Origin of the sequence: Atopobium sp. oral taxon 199 str. F0494 (assembly GCF_000411555.1) — a bacterium.
Taxonomy (GTDB): Bacteria; Actinomycetota; Coriobacteriia; order Coriobacteriales; family Atopobiaceae; genus Lancefieldella.
This window is the reverse complement of the sequence record NZ_KE150486.1, coordinates 1,261,039-1,278,024: the sequence shown is the minus strand read 5'-3', so window position 1 is coordinate 1,278,024 and position 16,986 is coordinate 1,261,039. Positions and strand designations below refer to the sequence as shown.

Genomic DNA, 16,986 nt, shown 5'->3' with positions numbered 1-16,986 from the left:
TTAGACGGCCTGAGCCAACTTCTCGGCGCGCTCTGCCGCTGCCAAGGCCTCAATGACGGACGGCAGCGTATCGCCCAGAAGGACACCATTGTATGTGCCGTTAAAGCCAACGCGGTGATCGGTCACGCGATCCTGCGGTTGATTGTACGTGCGAATCTTCTCCGAGCGGGCGCCATGGCCAATCTGAGAAAGACGGTCTGCTCCCTGCTCCGCTTGCTGGCGCTCAAGCTCCTGCTCATAGAGGCGGGCGCGAAGCATCTGCATGCAGACTTCACGGTTTTGAATCTGGGACCGCTGGTCTTGCGACTGTACCACCGTATTGGTAGGCAGATGCGTAATGCGGACAGCCGAATAGGTAGTGTTGACGCCCTGACCTCCGGGGCCGGAAGCGCAGTAGGTGTCAATACGAAGATCTTCCTGATTGATTTGGATATCAATCTCGTCCGCCTCGGGAAGCACCGCAACGGTTGCCGTCGACGTTTGAATACGGCCCTGCGACTCCGTCTTTGGCACGCGCTGCACGCGGTGCACGCCGGATTCGAACTTCATCACAGAGTAGACCTTCTCGCCCGTCACCTTGAACTCAATGGTCTTAAAGCCACCAGCTTCCGAAGGAGAGCTGGAGAGAACCTCAACCTTCCAGCCGTGAGCCTCGGCAAAACGCTCGTACATCTTAAACAGGTCGCCTGCGAAAATACCTGCCTCGTCACCGCCAACGCCAGCGCGAATCTCAACGATAGTATCTTTCTCGTCGTTGGGATCGCCCGGAATAAGCATGATTTTAATCTCGTCCTCAAGCTCAGGCAGCTTCGCTTCATTTTCCGCGATGTCGGCCTGAAGCATCTCTTTTTCTTCAGGGTCGGTCAATCCGTTCAACAGCTCTTTCGCGGCCTCAATATCATCAAGAGCGCCAATGTACTCGCGAGATCGTTCCACCAATTCGGCTTGATTGGCATGCTCCTTGGCAATGCGGGCGTACTCCTTGGGGTCGGAAACAACCGCAGGATCCGCAAGCCTTGCCTCAAGGTCAGCGTAGGCCGAAAGAATCTTTTCTAGTTTGTCGCGCATAACGTACTCCCTATCGTGCCTTCGCGCCTGAATGACCTCGAGACCTTTTGCCCTTCTCGCCAAACCATACGCGAAGCAACATTTCATCCCTGTGAGTTTACCACCCGCAAGCTTGTTCTATTCGCTGCACCTATTTTCATACGAATGTGAGAAACTCTTTATAACGTCATAGGATGGTAGGAATGGACACGAAGCTCGATAAAATCGAACAGGATTTCTCGGACGCCGCGCAAGATTACGTCTTAGACGCAGGCCGCACTGGCGCGTTGCCCGATTTTGACGACGAATCGCCAACCGGTGAGCTGCCCTTGCGTGCCGAGAAGAACCTCGTATCTTCACACCGCTTCACCAACCGCACGGACGCTGCACCCAACGACGATGCCACCAGCCTGAAAGACATCGCGCACAGCATCTCATCCTACGCGCGCCACCGCCATCATGGGCTGATACGATTTGTTCGGCGCCATCGCATTGCCGTGGGTATCCTGAGTATCCTGCTTCTCGCGGCAATTTCCGCATTGGTTGTCGCTTTTGTCCGTGCAAACGACATTCCAAGCGTTGACGCCGTTACCGAAGATGCCCGCACTCATATTGAAACGCCAGACTGGACTCCCGGCCCCTTTGACGCCGATGAGGGACTGGTTCTTACGGGCATTGAGGTCGGTCAGCGCGGCCGTACTATGACGGCAATCTCAAGCGATGATGCCAAATTCGGCGCCACGGGATACGCGAGCGCCCAAGTTACCACAAGGTACTCAGGAAACGCGTTAGTGGCTGTGAAAACTTCTACCTTAGGGTACGCAAACGTCTCCGGCGCATGGCAACCCATCGGCCAGGAGAAAGACATTTCGATACACTATGAAGCAACCTCAGGAGTCGCAACGCAAAGCGTGCTTGACGCACACGAAGAGATCCTGAAAAAACTTGACGACATGTCTTCAACAAACAATAAAGCCGGCTCGACTTCATATCTCAGCACCTACGGAGAAGGCGCTTTTGAGATTGTCGACGCGCAGTTTGACCGTGAGAAACAAACCTGCTCAGTGATTATAAAGTGCACGCGTACCGACAAACTTTCAAAGACCTCCTTTGAAGCGCGTGCTCACTTTGATTTTGACAGAGGAAACGGTACCTGGTCTTTAAGCGGCGTTGAAGTCGCCAAGGCGGCTACGCATGATTACGGCAATCTTGTCGGCAGCTGGACGGGAACCTTCGAAAAAACCGAATCAAGTGATGGCGGACTGAACTATTCCGGCCGCTACAAGCCCTTCTCACTTACGATAACCTCCGCTGAATTTACATCTGACTCAACCGTAACCATTACCGGAACGGTATCCGGCGTCGTGCACGACCACGGGCCGGTAGCCGGATCGTACCGCGCATATGAGGGGGACGCGCCCTTTGACAGCCTTCCGTTTTCGACTTCTACTGATATAAGCGAGAAGGGACTGCTTGTTCCCGGAGGCACTATCTCGTTTATGGGCGCCTATCCCAACAGCTCCAAAAATCCCTGGATTACCCTGAGCTTTAACGATGCTGACGGCACAGGAACCGCTACGGTAGCCTCATACCATACCGAAGACGGAGCCACGACAATCTTTACGGATACCTATACGCTCACAAAATAACACCCTGCGGAGCATCCTACAGCAACACGTGTCTGAACTCACCATTTTCATATATGCCGCAGCTATGTGAGCCGTCCTTGGGAAGCCCCACCGATCCTGGGTTAAACACCGTTATGCCAAGATGGTCAGGAAGCACCTCATTGACTTTCTTGTGCGTGTGCCCATAGATAAACGCCGAACCCGACGGCAGTTGAGGCCATTGGTCAACGCTGTTGTGCAGGCCCGGACCATATATATGGCCGTGCGTAAGAAAGAGGGTCTTCTCGCCAAGCGGATATAACGGGTCTATCAGCGTGTTATACGTGGCCATGCAGGGAAAATCGAGAACCATCTGATCGACTTCCGCCTCACAGTTGCCGCGCACTGCAATTATGTGATCGGCAATGCCATTGAGCAGCTCTATGACCTGTTTAGGAGCGTAATCTTCAGGCAGATTGTTTCGTGGACCATGATAGAGGAGGTCGCCGAGAAGCACCACGCGGTCAGGCTGCTCAGCTTCAATGACGCCCATAAGCTTGCGCGCCCAACTGGCCGCGCCGTGTATATCAGAAGCAATAATAAACTTCATACGTTTCTATCCTTTATTGCCGCTATGCCTGCCATAGAGAACTTTCCCAACCATTTTCTGAAGGCCCACGAGGCCTTCTTTACCTATATATTCTACGGAACTTGCAAATAAAAGGTAAAATAAACTTCACGCTTGTATGAGAAACGACATACCTTTGTTCCTGAGGAGCTGTCATGAATAATAAGAATTACGATGTCCTCCGCTACGTTATCGCAGGTTTAAGTGCCCTTTTGGTCCTTTTCTTTGTCTTTCCCGTTCTTCGGCTGCACGCTGACGAAGCGACCTTTAACCTGTCGTTCAGCGAACTGCTCTCTCTGGCAAATGTTGTAAAAGACCTTTCACGCATGCCCTCGGCAAGCAGCTCAGTAGTTGCCCTTGCAAGTATGCTGAGCAGTCTCCATCTACTTATTTTCCTCCTCATTTTGCCGCTTGTGAATTGTGCGCTCGCACTGCTTCCTCCCGCGAAAAAAGTTTCATGGCTCGCAGGTATCCCCGCACTTATTTGCGCATACTTTTTTTTCATCCTGCGGCATCAATTCATCGCGAATATCTTTGCGTATAACGCGCGAAATGGCGGCGTATATGAAATCACCCCCTACCAGGAATATCCTATGGGATTTAATACGATACCCGGTCTCCGCCTTCAAACTACGGGATACGGTTATCTCTATTTTCTGATTTGCGGCGCAATTATAGTGTTAAGCGTCATACTTTTCGCTCGACGCGAAAAATCCAATTCTGTCCAAGCACTCACTAACCCGACACCAGACCAGACTTTGAAACCTGTTCAGCCGGCGCCACAGACAGCACTTGACACTCCTGAAAAACACAATACGACCGGTGCATCCCATGCACCAACAGTTCCCGGTGCGACCGCAACTCCAAGCATACCTGCAGTTCCCGGCGCACCCAGCGCTCCTGCTCCCAACGTACTCGGTATTCCGGGCGCAAATACTCCGTCCATACCGCAGCCCACAAAACCCGTACCGCCAACAACTCTCGACAACTAATCATTACATGACGCCCGGCTTCCCAGAGACTGGACAACACGCGCAGCCGTTAAGGAGAACGTTATGCTTTGCCCCCACTGCGGAACAGAAAACCAAGATGGAGCAAGTCTTTGCTCTCATTGTGAAGAGCCTCTTTCCGAGCAGAAGGAGGCTCAAAAACCAGAACTTGGCTCCTATACAATCACGTCCGCTCCCCTTTTCTCTGAAGAAGATTTCGACAGTACCGCATCGCATTCGCAGACAGCTTCAGATATTGACTATTCGCAATTTAAGGTAGTCTCAGAGGGAGCAAACTCGTCTTTTACAAAAGAGGAGCGCAAACCCAATGAGATGGTACGGACGGTGCTGGTCGTTTTGCTCGCCCTGATACTTTGCGCCGGTATTGGAACAGGCATCTTGACCTGTACTGGCACTCAACAGGACAATGCAAGAAGAGCTGATATTAAAAAGCTGGAAAATACGTATAAAACACAGATAGAGGACATTGACGTATCGCCGGATGAAAACAGCGACCGCGCTGAGCTTCTCGCGTCATACCAAGAACTCGCCGATATCCAAAATACAATAGATAACGATGTGTCAGCAGGCAAGTTCAAATTGAACAACGGCGCTGACGATAAGGACCTCACTGTCGTTACCAGCATGATTTCTGACAAGGAGCAGTTGATTACCGATTGGTTCTCGTCAGACTATAAAAAGCGCTTAAGCGCCAGCAGTTTTTCCGAAAGCGATTCCGCTGAAACTCTTGATGAGTCAGCTATCAACACGCGGCTGGATGAGCTCAAGGCCCTGCGCGATGATCTTGAAAACGAGAAAATCGTGTGGGGAGACAAGACCGGCAGAGGTTCCGATTACGATACCTACATTCACCGCATCACTGAGCAGACTTCGCGCGGTAACGTCCTTAAGAGAGATCTTCAGAGGAAGGCTCAAGAAAAGGCCGAGAAAGAACGAAACGCGAACAAGTCCACCAAGAAAGCTCAGACAAAGTGGGTGGGAAATGAGAACAGTTCTCAAATCTCATTCAACGGAAAAGTAAGCTCCATAAGTGAGCCGTTTACCATAACTTCTTCCGATGGCGGCAAGCATATCGCGGTAAGCTCCACCAATGCCGCCTGGCATACCGACTACCTGGAGAAACAGTAAGTTTGCTGCGGAGAAAACCTAGAATCGACCGGTCATCCGCGCGTCAGGATCAGCTACAGCGACATGTTTGCGCAGGTCGCAAATGGCTTCTGGAATCTTGGAGACGTCATACGGCGTCATCTGATACACCCAGTTAATCCAGTTGCGATAGAGCAAGTTGGCGTGTGCGCGCCACGTAAACAGCGGCTGCCGCTCGGGATCATCGTCAGGAAAATAGTTTTCCGGAATACGAATAGGCAGCCCCTTGTGAAAATCACGCCAGTATTCCTCCGCAAGCGTATCGCGGCCATATTCAAAATGGCCGGTAACGTAAATCTCGTGGAAGTCGCGCGTTGCCAGAAGCGCTGGACCGGAATCAAATCCCTCAGAGAGTACTGCGAGTTCGGTATGACCAGCAAGCTCTCCTGTATCAATAGCGGCGTGCCGGGAATGAGGCATATAGTGCACCTCATCAAAGCCGTTGGTAAGAAACGAATACTCATCGCACAGGCGCTGCGGAAAAATACCAAAAAGTTTGGATCCCAGCTGCTTTTTGGGAATGCCGTACAGATGATACAGTCCGGCTAAGGCACCCCAACAAAGATACATCGTAGAAAAGCAGTGCTCTTGTGACCAGTCGACAATCCGACAAAACTCATCCCAATAGTCAACATCCTCGTAGCGAATCTCTTCAAGCGGAGCGCCAGTGACTATAAGACCGTCATAATTTTTAGCCTCAAACGCATCAAACGTATCGTAGAAATTCACCAGATGATCTTCGGGCGTATGTTTGGAGACGTGACTTGAGACGCGCATAAAGTCACAACTCACCTGAATGGGAGACTTTGAAATGAGTCGCAGAATCTGCGTTTCCGTTTGAATCTTTGTAGGCATGAGGTTAAGAATGGCGATCTTTAACGGACGAATTTCCTGATGTTCGGCGACTTCTTCCTCAAGCGCGAAAATGCGCTCCTGGTGAAGCGTATGTTTTGCCGGCAAACCATCTGGAATGTTAATTGGCATGTAATGCCCTACTTTCTTCTCTCCGCAAGGACGTCTCGCCACACAGTATAATAGGTCAGTCAATGATTCGCATATCATACGCACGCGAAATTTAACAGACAGTATACTTATGAACATGGATACTACTTTTGCCGAGCTCGGGCTAAACGAGCACATCTTAGCGGGCGTGTCAGCGCTGGGCTTCAACACGCCAACCCCCATCCAAACAGCGGCGATTCCCGCAGTTCTGGCCGGCAAGGACGTTGTCGCTTCGGCACAGACCGGTACCGGAAAGACCGCGGCTTTTGCCCTGCCAACGCTTCAGGTTATCAGCGAACCGCAAGACGCTGGCAAAACCTCCCACACCAACGCGACTGGCGAGAAAATCGACCGCCCCAAACGCCGCCGCAAAAGACAGCGGAATCCGCGCGCGCTTATCGTTACACCCACACGTGAGCTAGCCGCGCAAATCGATCACGTTGTCAGCACTGTCTGCGAGCACACAAATCAGCGCGCGGTCATTGTCATGGGAGGCGCCAAGTTCAAGCGGCAGATAACGGAGCTACAGAAAGGCTGCGACCTGCTGGTTGCTACTCCCGGGCGCTTACTCGATTTGGTTGAACACCATCAGGTGAATCTCGAAGACATCAGTGTCTTTGTTCTCGATGAAGCTGACCGCATGCTTGACATGGGCTTTTGGCCGAGCGTTCGGCGCATCATGCTTGAGCTGCCAAAAGCGCATCAAACGCTGCTTTTCTCGGCAACAATCCCGCCGTCGATTCGCTCAACTGTTGACGCGATGCTGCACAATCCCGTGGCCATCGAGATTGCGCGCACTGGTCAGACGGCCGATACTGTCGAAGAGCATCTATGCCCTGTCACGCAGGGGCAAAAAATGGAGCTGCTTGAATCCCTCATACGATTTCTCAACATTGGCTCGGGGAGGATGCTGGTATTTTGCCGAGCCAAATCACGTGTGGATCACGTGTTTGAGACGCTTAAGAGCGCCGGATTCAAGGTGGACGTCATGCATGCCGACCGTCCCCAGAAGGCTCGAACGCGCGCGCTGGAGAAGTTTCGCGCCGGCAACGTGCAGGTACTTGTGGCAACCGATGTTATGAGCCGCGGCATCGACGTTCAAAACATTGACGCCGTCGTTAATTTTGACGTTCCCATGGACCCTGAGGACTATGTGCATCGCATCGGGCGTACCGGCCGCGCAGGAGCCACAGGTCAGGCATTTACGTTCATGGCGCCAGACGAAATTACGCCGCTTCGCGAGATTGAATATTTCACAAAGTCACTGATTCCCGTATGGGATCTCCCGGACTTCCCATACGACCAAGGGCGTATCATGTTGCAGCCGAATCGCTCCGTCAGTAAAACCATGCGCTCGATGTTTTCCGGCTCCAAAGCGCGCGGCCGCGGTTTTGGCGGTCGCTACGGCCGGCACTTTTAACCTCACGACCCGCTCCTCACTCGAACGGTTCGTCTCAAAGGAGATTTTATGTTTATCGCAGGCCTTGCTTTCTCTATCCTGGCAGCGCTTTTGCATGTCTTCATCTTCTATATGGAATCTATCGCGTGGACAAGCGAGAAGACCCGCGCAACATTCAACCTTACACAAGATGAAGCCGCCAACACTAAAGAGATGGCTTTTAACCAGGGATTTTATAATCTGTTTCTGGCGGTTGAGATTGTTGTCGGCATTATTCTTCACATCAACGGAAATCCCGCGGGAATGTCATTGATTCTCTTTGGAGCGGCGTCCATGTTTGCCGCGGCGCTTCTGCTGTTTGTAACCTCGCCCGATAAGCGCGGCACCGCTGCCAAGCAGGAAACCCTTCCTGTACTGGCTCTTATATGCCTTTTGCTTTCACTAATTCCGTAAGGGTATAGCCCTCCTCTGTAAGCGCGAAAGACGAGATTTCACTTAACGTTTTCTTTATTCCTCCGTGGATACACTGTGGGTGTTCTACAGACATCTCAGTTGAAAGGAAACGATATGAACGACGAAACCTCTCTGAAGCCAAGCGACTCGGCTATGGAGTCAGGCGATCCGGCTATGGGGCCAACCAACCCGGTTGACAATCTAAACAACGAGGCTTCTATGGAGTCGAGCGGGCCAGCTATGGGGTCAAACGATTCTGCCCCAAGCAATCCAGCTGATACGATGGATTCCCCCACACCTCCATCTGAGTCCGAAAGCCCCACCAAACCCGATGTTCCTCCCCAGCAGGCTCAGCCAACCTCTATGCCCACTTCCACTTCTGCACCCACCCCGACCTCATGCGTTTCTCACTCTCCTTTACTGCGCTCTCGAGTCGTCTATGGCATTTGCTGTGCCGTTGGCGGCGTGACTGGCCTGCAGAGGCTCTATGTTGGCAATTGGCAGACGTGGCTTGGTCTTACGGTATTTATGGGTGTTCTTAACCGTGTGTTGAGCAGTGCTGTATCGTCATACGCAACGGTTGTGCTCTTCGTCATTGTTGAGGCCATCAATATTTTTCTTGCGATTCAGGTTCTGATTAAGAGCGGGTTTACTGCCGACCCCGAAAATCAGCACCTCTTCATAGCTCAGGAAGACGAGAAGTCCAGCGCAAAAACAACGCTCATTATTGTGCTTATTGTTGTTGGAGTAATTACTTTGGCCACGCTGGTACTGCTGAGCGGATTTACCCTGACGCCGTATTCGTATTCTCGCATTAACTAGCGAGAACTCCTGCCTGATTGACCGTACAGGAATTGTCCGGCCATGCAAAGCTTGACCATACAAGACTGGTCAGCGGCACTACGGAGACAGACTCGGACCCTTGCACTCCGTATACCATATGAATTCACGCGACAGTCATTCGTATCCGGAACTTCTCGCCACAGCGGAGGTTCCGGATACCATTGTCACTTCCTGCGCTCACTTCCTATGCTCACGTCGTGCTTTGAAAAAATCTTTGAGCTGCGCTGCCGCTTCATCAGCAAGCACGCCCGATGTGACTTGAAACGTATGGTTTAACCTTGGGTCGCAGCTCACATCATAAAGCGTACCTGCGGCTCCGCCTTTCGGATCCGCGGCGCCAAAAACGCACCGGTCTACACGGGCGTTTACCATAAGACCCGCACACATGAGACACGGCTCAAGCGTCACATATACGGTACAGCCCGTAAGTCTCCACCGGCCCAACACGCGAGAAGCTTCTTGCAGAGCCAAAAACTCCGCATGGGCGGAAGGATCATTATCGATTTCGCGTCGATTATGCGCCGCCGCAATTACTTTCCCATCATGCACAACGACCGCCCCAATAGGAACTTCCTCCTCAGCCGCCGCGGCAGCCGCCTCATCAAGCGCCAAGCGCATGAACTTCTCATCAGACGCAGAAGGCGAGCTCCCACACGCATTATCAGCCTGAAGTGAATTCCCCAGATTACGCGACCCATCGGCTGAAAAGTCTTGTTGAGACTCTGTTTTTACAAATTCGTTCACGACTTGCTCCCAAAAGTGTCCGTTATGAGGTAGGATAATACCGCTTTGGAGAGGTGGCAGAGTGGTTGAATGCGGCGGTCTTGAAAACCGTTGAGCGGTAACACCGTTCCGAGGGTTCGAATCCCTCCCTCTCCGCCATCTTTATGGCAATAAGTGTTTTAACGCAAGACAGCATATCTCAGCTTGCCAAATCTTCTTTTTCTTCTTTTGTCGAAGTCTTCCTATCGAAATCTGTTTCCTCTTTTTCCCCTCTTTCCCCCTTTTGCCGAACTTCTTGTATCAAAATCCCTTTTCAGGTTTGATATCGGATTCATGTTTTGGGTAAACTTGAATCATCAAACGTCGCGAGTAGCACTTGGCTTATCGCCGCACGTGAAAGGATTAGATATGGGAATCGCAATTGGTGTCATCGTTCTTGTGGCCTTACTGGTACTGTGGGGCATTACGATTTACAACAAGATTATCCGTGCAAACAATAAAGTCGACAACGCATGGGCAACCATTGATGCACAGCTTCAGCGCCGAAATGACCTCATTCCCAACCTCGTTGAAACCGTCAAAGGCTATGCAACGCACGAGTCCGGCACCCTTGAAGCGGTAACTGCCGCTCGTGGAGCCGTTGCGTCCGCACGCACCCCTCAGGAAAAAATGGAGGCTTCCGGTACGCTTTCCAATGCGCTGACCTCACTTTTCGCAGTTGCTGAAAGTTATCCTGATCTTAAGGCAAACGCGAATTTCCAGCAGCTCCAGTCTGAGCTCACTGATACCGAGAACCGCATCAGCTATGCACGCATGAGCTACAACGACGTGGTCATGGACTACAACAACGTTATTGCAGTCTTCCCCAACTCCATCGTTGCGGGTTCGCGCTTTAAGCCTCGCCAGAGCTTTACCGTTGACGACCAGGCTGCTCGTCAGGCTCCAAAAGTGCAGTTCTAAAACGTACAGTTCAGTTCTACATGCAACTCTAATGAACGCTAAAAGTTGTTTTACTCTTTTCGCACCCGACACGCTACTCGCCGGGTGCGTTTGTTACTCGCTGAATGCGCTTAAATACCTCATGAAATTTTGCTTGTTCTCGAGAGCTGTTGTAGTCGGACGCCCTAAATCATCACGAGCTCCAATAGAACAACAAACTTCGATGCACGACAGTCCTTCTCGACTACGCACCCGCGCAAGCTCAGCGTCAAGGGCTTCGAGATCATCCACACGCACGGCATACGGATATCCGCAGGCCAAAGCGATGCTCACCAAATCAACGGAGTCCGCGACGGTGGGCATACCGCCTACCGTCTCATGAGCAGCGTTGTTGATAACCACGTGCACCAAGTTGGACGGCTTTTGCGCGCCGATAACCGCCATAGCTCCCAGGTGCATCAGAGCAGCCCCATCGCCATCAATACACCAGATTTTTTGCTCCGGTTTGTTCAGCGCTACGCCGAGCGCAATGGAGGACGCGTGCCCCATCGATCCCACCGTCAGAAAATCACGTTCATGGCCCTCGCCTGCGGCTTCACGAATCTCAAAGAGCTCTCGGCTTGCCTTGCCCGTAGTCGACACGATAGGATCATCGCCTGTAACCTGCGCAATATGGCGGATAATCTCTTCGCGCGCCATGGTGTTGTCATTCGCGTACTTAAGGGCGCCCTCAAAAGAAAGCGCGCCTTTTCTAACCACAAAGGCTACGTCGCGCCCCTTAGCAAGATCATCCCTGAACCCGTTCATGGTAACCACTAGTTCTTCCGCGGTGGTTTCAGAGCCCACCACAAAATGACGGATTCCCATGTCTTCCAGCAGTTTGAGCGTAACCTCACCCTGGTAGATGTGCTGAGGTTCGTCCTTAACACCGGGTTCTCCGCGCCATCCAATAACGAAAATCATCGGAATGGCATAGACCTTCTCGTTAAGCAAAGACGCGACCGGATTGATGATATTGCCCTCACCGCTGTTCTGCAGATAGACTACGGGAATCTTGCCAGTCGCAAGATGATAGCCGGCGGCAAGCGCGGTGCAGTTTCCCTCGTTAGCGGCAATGATATGGTGCTTGGGGTCAATGCCATACTCGCTCATAAGGTAGTTGCAAAGCGCCTTGAGCTGAGAATCGGGTACGCCCGTGTAAAAGTCGGCGCCGAGCACGTCAACAAATGCTTTTACCTGCATGGATCTAACTCCTCAAAAGATTTTCGTAGCTGCGGTCAAACGATGCCAGCTCCGTGACGGTATCAAGTTCCACAATCTGACGTGCGGCAACGGGGTGAATCTTCAGGTCAAACTCGGCAATGTGATCGTTGACCACATCATCCCAAAAGAGCTGTTCATGGCCGGGACGCGCCGAAGTGTTGCATATGCACTTTGCTAGGTACCGCGCGTCAGCTGCCGAGAAGTACGCCAGGCCCACCATAGCGTATGTATCGTCGCCGCCCTTGCCAATCCTGGTAATAGTTCCCGACGCGTCAAGGTCAAACGTCCAATCATCCGTATGCCCGTCGAACCTGCGTCCAAAATAGCCTGACCGCGTGGGCTTCGGCTGAAAGATATGCTCATCGGAGATGACCAAATCGGCCTCGCAAATGAACGTACTTCCTTGTTCAAGGATATCAGCGGCGGCATATATCGAAGAAATGTTATTCTTCTCCAGATATTCCGTATTCTCAATAAGCATTACGCACGGATAGCGCTCAGTAAGATAGCAAAACTGCTCTTTAAGATAGCCAACGACCACATAGATTCGATCGACGCCGCCTGTAACCAGCGCGTTTATAACCGTTTCAACCATCGGCGTTCCGTTGACCTTGATGAGGGGTTTGGGCGTCTTTTTGGTAAGAGGTGCCATGCGCGTTCCAAGCCCCGCGGCCATGACAATCGCGTTGGTCTTCTCCGCGGCGGCGTTGTTTTTCTCTGCAGTGGCACCGATTTTTTCTGTAGTAATCATTCCTGCCGCCTACAGCTCATCGATAAGACGGATGATGTCCTTGAACGGAAGGAGCTGCTCGTCAACTTCAAGTGCGCGGTGCGCCTTCAAGATGCCGCGAGCCGTCTCCTGCATGGCGGGAAACGCTGCGCGAATCAGCTGGTTGGCGTAGATGACGATGTTGATGCCGTGAGAAGCAAGCTCTTCTTCCGTAGCGCTGTTAAAGGAAGTAGGCACGACAACGATAGGAGTTACGGAGTCCTTCTCGCGGAACCGATCGCAGAACTCATAGATTTCAGCAGGGTCTTTTTTACGGCTGTGAATCATAATGCCATCGGCGCCGGCGTCTTTAAAAGCGAACGCCCTTGTCAGCGCGTCCTCCATACCGCGTTCAAGGATGAGGCTCTCGATACGAGCGATAATCATGAAGTCGTCAGTCAGCTGAACTTTCTTACCCGCAGAAATCTTGGCGCAGAAATCTTCGATGGGCGCCTGCGTCTGCTTGACCTCGGTACCAAACAGGGAGTTCTTCTTGAGACCGGTCTTATCCTCAATGATGACAGCCGAAACACCCATACGCTCCAGCGTGCGCACGTTATAGACGAAGTGTTCCGTCAGGCCTCCCGTATCTCCATCGAGAATGATTGGCTTAGTGGTAACTTCCATGATGTCATCGATGGTGCGCAGGCGGGCAGACATATCCACAAGCTCGATATCGGGCTTGCCTCGCTCGGTGCTGTCGCACAGCGAACTTACCCACATGCCGTCAAACTGGTCAAGGCGGCCGTTGTGATCTACGACGGTCTTCTCGGCAATGAGACCGGTCAGTCCATCATGCGCCTCAATAACCTTAACCGTCGGTGAGATGGCAAGCAGCTGTCTCAGGCGGCGACGGCGATATTCCGGCATTGCCAGCTTTTCTCGAAGCTGCCGGTCAACCTTACGTGCTTGTTCGCTTCTGGTGTAAGGAACTTCAATAAGTGTACCGCCATAGGTTGCGAGAAGTGCCTCTATGTTGTCACGAATAGCCCGTTCAGGACCGTTTTGCCAGTTATCGCCATGCACCACATAGTCAGGTTTAAGCGTTGCGATTACTTCGTCGTAAAGGTAATCATCCTGAACGACAACGCGGCTGACCCCTTCAAGAGACTCGTAGAGCTTCACCCGCTCTTCCTGAGAGACCGTAGGAAATCGACTGTATCTGATTAAGGCCTTATCGCTTAGAGCTCCCACGATTACCGTGCCGTACTCTCGAGCATGCTGAAGGATATTCAGGTGTCCTTCGTGAATGACATCGGTGCCAAAAGCGGCATATACAACTGGCATACAATCTCCTTCAAAACGCGCTTATTCAGCATAGATTACAGGCATGGAAACACCTGTGGCCACAAGAGCCTGCTCAAAAACTTCCCAGAACGCATCGATGTCATCTTCATCAATAGCTCCCAGGGCGCAGAGCCTGAACGTGCCGGAACCCTGCATCTTACCGGGATAGATAGTATATCCGCGCTCATAACAATAGTCGTGAACCCTCTCAAAGTCCCACGCCGGATCATTGGGATAGCGCACCGCGGCTACCAAACCTGACTGCACTTCTCGCCTCAAAGCTTCCTTCAGGCCCAGACGGTCGATGCCGCGCCTGATGGCGGCCATAACACGCTGATGGCGAGCCCACTTTGCGGCTTCGCCCTCCTGAAAATACTCTTTGATTGCCTGACGAGCGGCATAAATGGTCTGCACGGGCGGGGTAAAGTGCATCTCACCGGTAGTCTCAAAGTAGTTATACTGCAGATACAGATTGCAATAGTAAGACCTCACCGGAAAGTCTTTAGACGCCTCAATGATATCGCGGCGTCCGATGACATAGGAAAGGCCTGTCATACCCTGAATGCCCTTCTGAGCAGAGGCCATGCAAAAATCTATATTGTCCTCATACACGTTGATAGGAATCATCGCGTACGCCGAGGTGGAATCTGTAATGAAGAACGCACCGTATTTATGCGCAAGCGCGCCCACCTCGCGAACGGGATTCAGAAGACCGGAGCCGGTCTCATGGAAAGTCATATACACATAGCCCACATCAGGATTATCCTTGAGCGCCGCTTCAATGACATCGAGGTCAGGAGTGGTATCTATTGGCTGCTTAACTTCAACAAAGGGCATGTGATACGCCATCAGCACATCGCAGGCACGTTGGCTGTATGAGCCGTTGTTGACGACCAAGGCTCGCTTACCTTTCGCAAGCAGCGAATTGAGCGTAACGTCAATGCAGATAGTTCCCGACCCGCAGAACAGTACCGCTGTATATTCCTTGGGGTCTCCGTGCACAATGTGCACCAGATCATTACGCATCGGCTCCATAATAGACGCGAATTCTTTCTCACGCGGACAAATGTCAGGAACCACCTGCGCGTATTTGACTGAATCAGTTGTAGTCGACGGACCGGGATTGAGCAGAATATTTCTCTTTACGCTTTCTTGCATGGGATTGCCTCCAAATGGCGCGGGCTTGCATGCTGCCTATGATAACACGCACACCCTCATGCCCCCTGAACGCAAGGGAGAGTTACCCAGCTCGATAAAGGACTTTACCCGCTCGGAGTCCCCGACGATACTGCCGGCGATTTCATCAACACCCGCCAAAAACAGCGGGGCGGCAAGGGTCGCTGATGGCCCAATTAAAATCGTGTAAGCCTTCGAAGCAAGCTCCAACAAGCGAGGTAGTGTTTTATTTGTCTCCGTCATACCCGTTATAAGTACAAAATCGGCTTCCGGAATCACATACTCACAGGCAGAATCAGGCAAGTTGTACCCCTCGCGAAGCGAACGTTCCAAGACAAGGTAATCGGACGATTCTGCAATGTTCTTATCCCCCGGAAAACGCCCCACGGAAACCACTCTCGGATGACGACCTTTTTGAAGCTCAAACTCTTTAAAGCGTTTTGGAAGATACTGAAAAGGGTCGCTTTGCAAATCGGGCTTTCCGCAGCACGAATAGCCAAATTTGACGGCACAATAATCAAGGCACTCGCGCCTGTTATACCAGGCATTTATTGCCGCAACTCCCAGCGACGCCACCTCAAAGTCCCACGATTTGGAAAGCTTCGCTATCTCGCAAAGCGGTCGGGCGACTATGTCTTCCAACCGCTCGCGCGTACCGCCACGACAGGTACTTGCTACACCAGTGCCGCAATCAGCTTCAACATAGCTCCAATGCGCGCCCATGCACGCGCTACGCACCAGCGCGTCTTTAGGCATTTCATCAATCAGTCTGTCGTAAAGTTCCCAGTCGGCCATAACAGCACCTTTCACAAAGAAATCTACGAGCGTAGAGAGGTAAAACAATGGATTGCATACAGAGGCACATTCGTCATCCATGTCTCTTCACGATATCCTGAAAGCGAGAATCGGATAGCGTTTGTGAGACCATTCGCCTTACAAAATAGCAGAAAGCCCACCGCTCAGCCTCTGGAACGCACTCGCAACGCCTTTTAATTTCGCGATAATAGGACACACATCCAGCAAGGAGGTCTCCATGCTCTTTATTCTTACCGCGCCGCAGCAAACAGGCAAAACATGCTGGCTTGAGGCGCTCATTGCCGAACTTGATGGCTACCACATTCCCACCTATGGAGTCATCGCTCCAGGAAGATGGAAGTATATCGGCGAGAAGCGCGTAAAGCTCGGCATTGACAACATCTTGCTGCCAACACATGAACGCTTCAGTCTTGCCACAAAAGCCGCGGGAACCTCAGGAACATCCGGACTTGGCTGGACGTTTTCGGACACCGCGCTTAGCCGGGTTAACGCCCACTTCCACGAACTTAGCCATGCCGCAGACATCGGTTGCTTCAAAGATTGCGCTGCCGCCGCAAATTACCATAAAGATTCCGTCTGCAGCACCGATTGTCGCAACAGCCACGTTGGAGGCATCCTTATTGTTGATGAACTCGGACCCCTTGAGCTCTTACACGGCACCGGCTTGACAGAAGCGCTTTTGGTACTTCAGCAGGGACCTCGCCAAGAGCCCCAACCGCTTTGGTCTCATGCTGTCATTGTTGTTCGTCCCTCACTTGTCTCAGCTGCCAAGGAGCTGCTCCGAGGTTCTTGGGGCACCTCGGAGCTGATACAACCTACAGATTCCTCAAAGGCTCTTTTGCTTGAAACGCTTCTCGCCTAGCCGTTTTCTGCCGCAG

Annotated in this window: 17 protein-coding genes and 1 tRNA gene; 9 read left to right on the top strand and 9 right to left on the bottom strand. The window is 52.0% G+C overall.

Annotation, left to right across the window (positions count from 1 at the left end):
• Positions 1-1,068 (bottom strand): peptide chain release factor 1, encoded by a 1,068-nt coding sequence (prfA, locus tag HMPREF1527_RS05840; protein WP_016477783.1) that lies wholly within the window; start codon positions 1,066-1,068, stop codon positions 1-3.
• A gap of 182 nt (positions 1,069-1,250) precedes the next feature.
• Between prfA and HMPREF1527_RS05835 the strand changes: the two genes are divergently transcribed.
• Positions 1,251-2,696 (top strand): hypothetical protein, encoded by a 1,446-nt coding sequence (locus HMPREF1527_RS05835; RefSeq protein ID WP_016477782.1) that lies wholly within the window; start codon positions 1,251-1,253, stop codon positions 2,694-2,696.
• Positions 2,697-2,712: 16 nt separating this feature from the next.
• On the opposite strand, the gene yfcE is transcribed toward HMPREF1527_RS05835, so the two are convergent.
• Entirely contained in the window at positions 2,713-3,264 is a 552-nt protein-coding gene (gene yfcE / locus HMPREF1527_RS05830; protein ID WP_016477781.1) for a phosphodiesterase, read from the bottom strand.
• A gap of 173 nt (positions 3,265-3,437) precedes the next feature.
• On the opposite strand from yfcE, the gene HMPREF1527_RS05825 reads away from it, so the two are divergent.
• Positions 3,438-4,274 (top strand): hypothetical protein, encoded by an 837-nt coding sequence (locus tag HMPREF1527_RS05825; RefSeq protein WP_016477780.1) that lies wholly within the window; start codon positions 3,438-3,440, stop codon positions 4,272-4,274.
• Between the two features lie 63 nt (positions 4,275-4,337).
• A complete protein-coding gene (locus tag HMPREF1527_RS05820; RefSeq protein ID WP_016477779.1) occupies positions 4,338-5,420 on the top strand; it encodes a zinc ribbon domain-containing protein in 1,083 nt (360 codons plus the stop codon).
• Positions 5,421-5,438: 18 nt separating this feature from the next.
• Here HMPREF1527_RS05820 and metA read toward each other — a convergent pair whose 3' ends face one another.
• Positions 5,439-6,422, bottom strand: coding sequence for a homoserine O-succinyltransferase (gene metA, locus HMPREF1527_RS05815; RefSeq protein WP_016477778.1), 984 nt, complete (start codon positions 6,420-6,422; stop codon positions 5,439-5,441).
• A gap of 115 nt (positions 6,423-6,537) precedes the next feature.
• Here metA and HMPREF1527_RS05810 point away from each other — a divergent pair, with 115 nt between their 5' ends.
• From HMPREF1527_RS05810 to HMPREF1527_RS05800, 3 genes are all read left to right on the top strand, one after another.
• Complete coding sequence (locus HMPREF1527_RS05810) at positions 6,538-7,860, top strand: DEAD/DEAH box helicase (protein WP_035434075.1); 1,323 nt, start codon at positions 6,538-6,540, stop codon at positions 7,858-7,860.
• A gap of 48 nt (positions 7,861-7,908) precedes the next feature.
• Positions 7,909-8,292: a DUF1304 domain-containing protein gene (locus HMPREF1527_RS05805; protein ID WP_016477776.1), complete on the top strand. Its 384-nt coding sequence runs from the start codon at positions 7,909-7,911 to the stop codon at positions 8,290-8,292.
• Between the two features lie 114 nt (positions 8,293-8,406).
• Entirely contained in the window at positions 8,407-9,114 is a 708-nt protein-coding gene (locus HMPREF1527_RS05800; protein ID WP_016477775.1) for a hypothetical protein, read from the top strand.
• A gap of 198 nt (positions 9,115-9,312) precedes the next feature.
• Here the strand turns inward: HMPREF1527_RS05800 and tadA are convergent, their stop codons facing one another.
• Positions 9,313-9,879: a tRNA adenosine(34) deaminase TadA gene (gene tadA, locus HMPREF1527_RS05795; protein WP_016477774.1), complete on the bottom strand. Its 567-nt coding sequence runs from the start codon at positions 9,877-9,879 to the stop codon at positions 9,313-9,315.
• Positions 9,880-9,926: 47 nt separating this feature from the next.
• Between tadA and HMPREF1527_RS05790 the strand changes: the two genes are divergently transcribed.
• Positions 9,927-10,017: transfer RNA gene (locus HMPREF1527_RS05790), tRNA-Ser, on the top strand.
• A 249-nt stretch (positions 10,018-10,266) separates the two neighbouring features.
• Positions 10,267-10,818 (top strand): LemA family protein, encoded by a 552-nt coding sequence (locus HMPREF1527_RS05785; RefSeq protein ID WP_016477773.1) that lies wholly within the window; start codon positions 10,267-10,269, stop codon positions 10,816-10,818.
• Positions 10,819-10,911: 93 nt separating this feature from the next.
• On the opposite strand, the gene aepY is transcribed toward HMPREF1527_RS05785, so the two are convergent.
• From aepY to HMPREF1527_RS05760, 5 genes are read right to left on the bottom strand one after another with little or no spacing between them, the layout of a single operon-like run.
• Positions 10,912-12,039 carry a phosphonopyruvate decarboxylase gene (gene aepY / locus HMPREF1527_RS05780; protein ID WP_016477772.1) on the bottom strand — a complete coding sequence of 376 codons (1,128 nt, stop codon included), beginning with the start codon at positions 12,037-12,039 and terminating at the stop codon, positions 10,912-10,914.
• Between the two features lie 4 nt (positions 12,040-12,043).
• On the bottom strand, positions 12,044-12,811 hold the full coding sequence (locus tag HMPREF1527_RS05775; RefSeq protein WP_016477771.1) for an NTP transferase domain-containing protein: 768 nt from the start codon (positions 12,809-12,811) through the stop codon (positions 12,044-12,046).
• A gap of 9 nt (positions 12,812-12,820) precedes the next feature.
• Positions 12,821-14,116, bottom strand: coding sequence for a phosphoenolpyruvate mutase (aepX, locus tag HMPREF1527_RS05770; protein ID WP_016477770.1), 1,296 nt, complete (start codon positions 14,114-14,116; stop codon positions 12,821-12,823).
• A 21-nt stretch (positions 14,117-14,137) separates the two neighbouring features.
• On the bottom strand, positions 14,138-15,274 hold the full coding sequence (locus HMPREF1527_RS05765; RefSeq protein WP_016477769.1) for a 2-aminoethylphosphonate aminotransferase: 1,137 nt from the start codon (positions 15,272-15,274) through the stop codon (positions 14,138-14,140).
• A gap of 36 nt (positions 15,275-15,310) precedes the next feature.
• Positions 15,311-16,168: a Rossmann-like domain-containing protein gene (locus tag HMPREF1527_RS05760; protein WP_016477768.1), complete on the bottom strand. Its 858-nt coding sequence runs from the start codon at positions 16,166-16,168 to the stop codon at positions 15,311-15,313.
• 157 nt (positions 16,169-16,325) lie between these two features.
• On the opposite strand from HMPREF1527_RS05760, the gene HMPREF1527_RS05755 reads away from it, so the two are divergent.
• Entirely contained in the window at positions 16,326-16,970 is a 645-nt protein-coding gene (locus HMPREF1527_RS05755) for a hypothetical protein (RefSeq protein ID WP_016477767.1), read from the top strand.
• Positions 16,971-16,986: the final 16 nt, after the last annotated feature.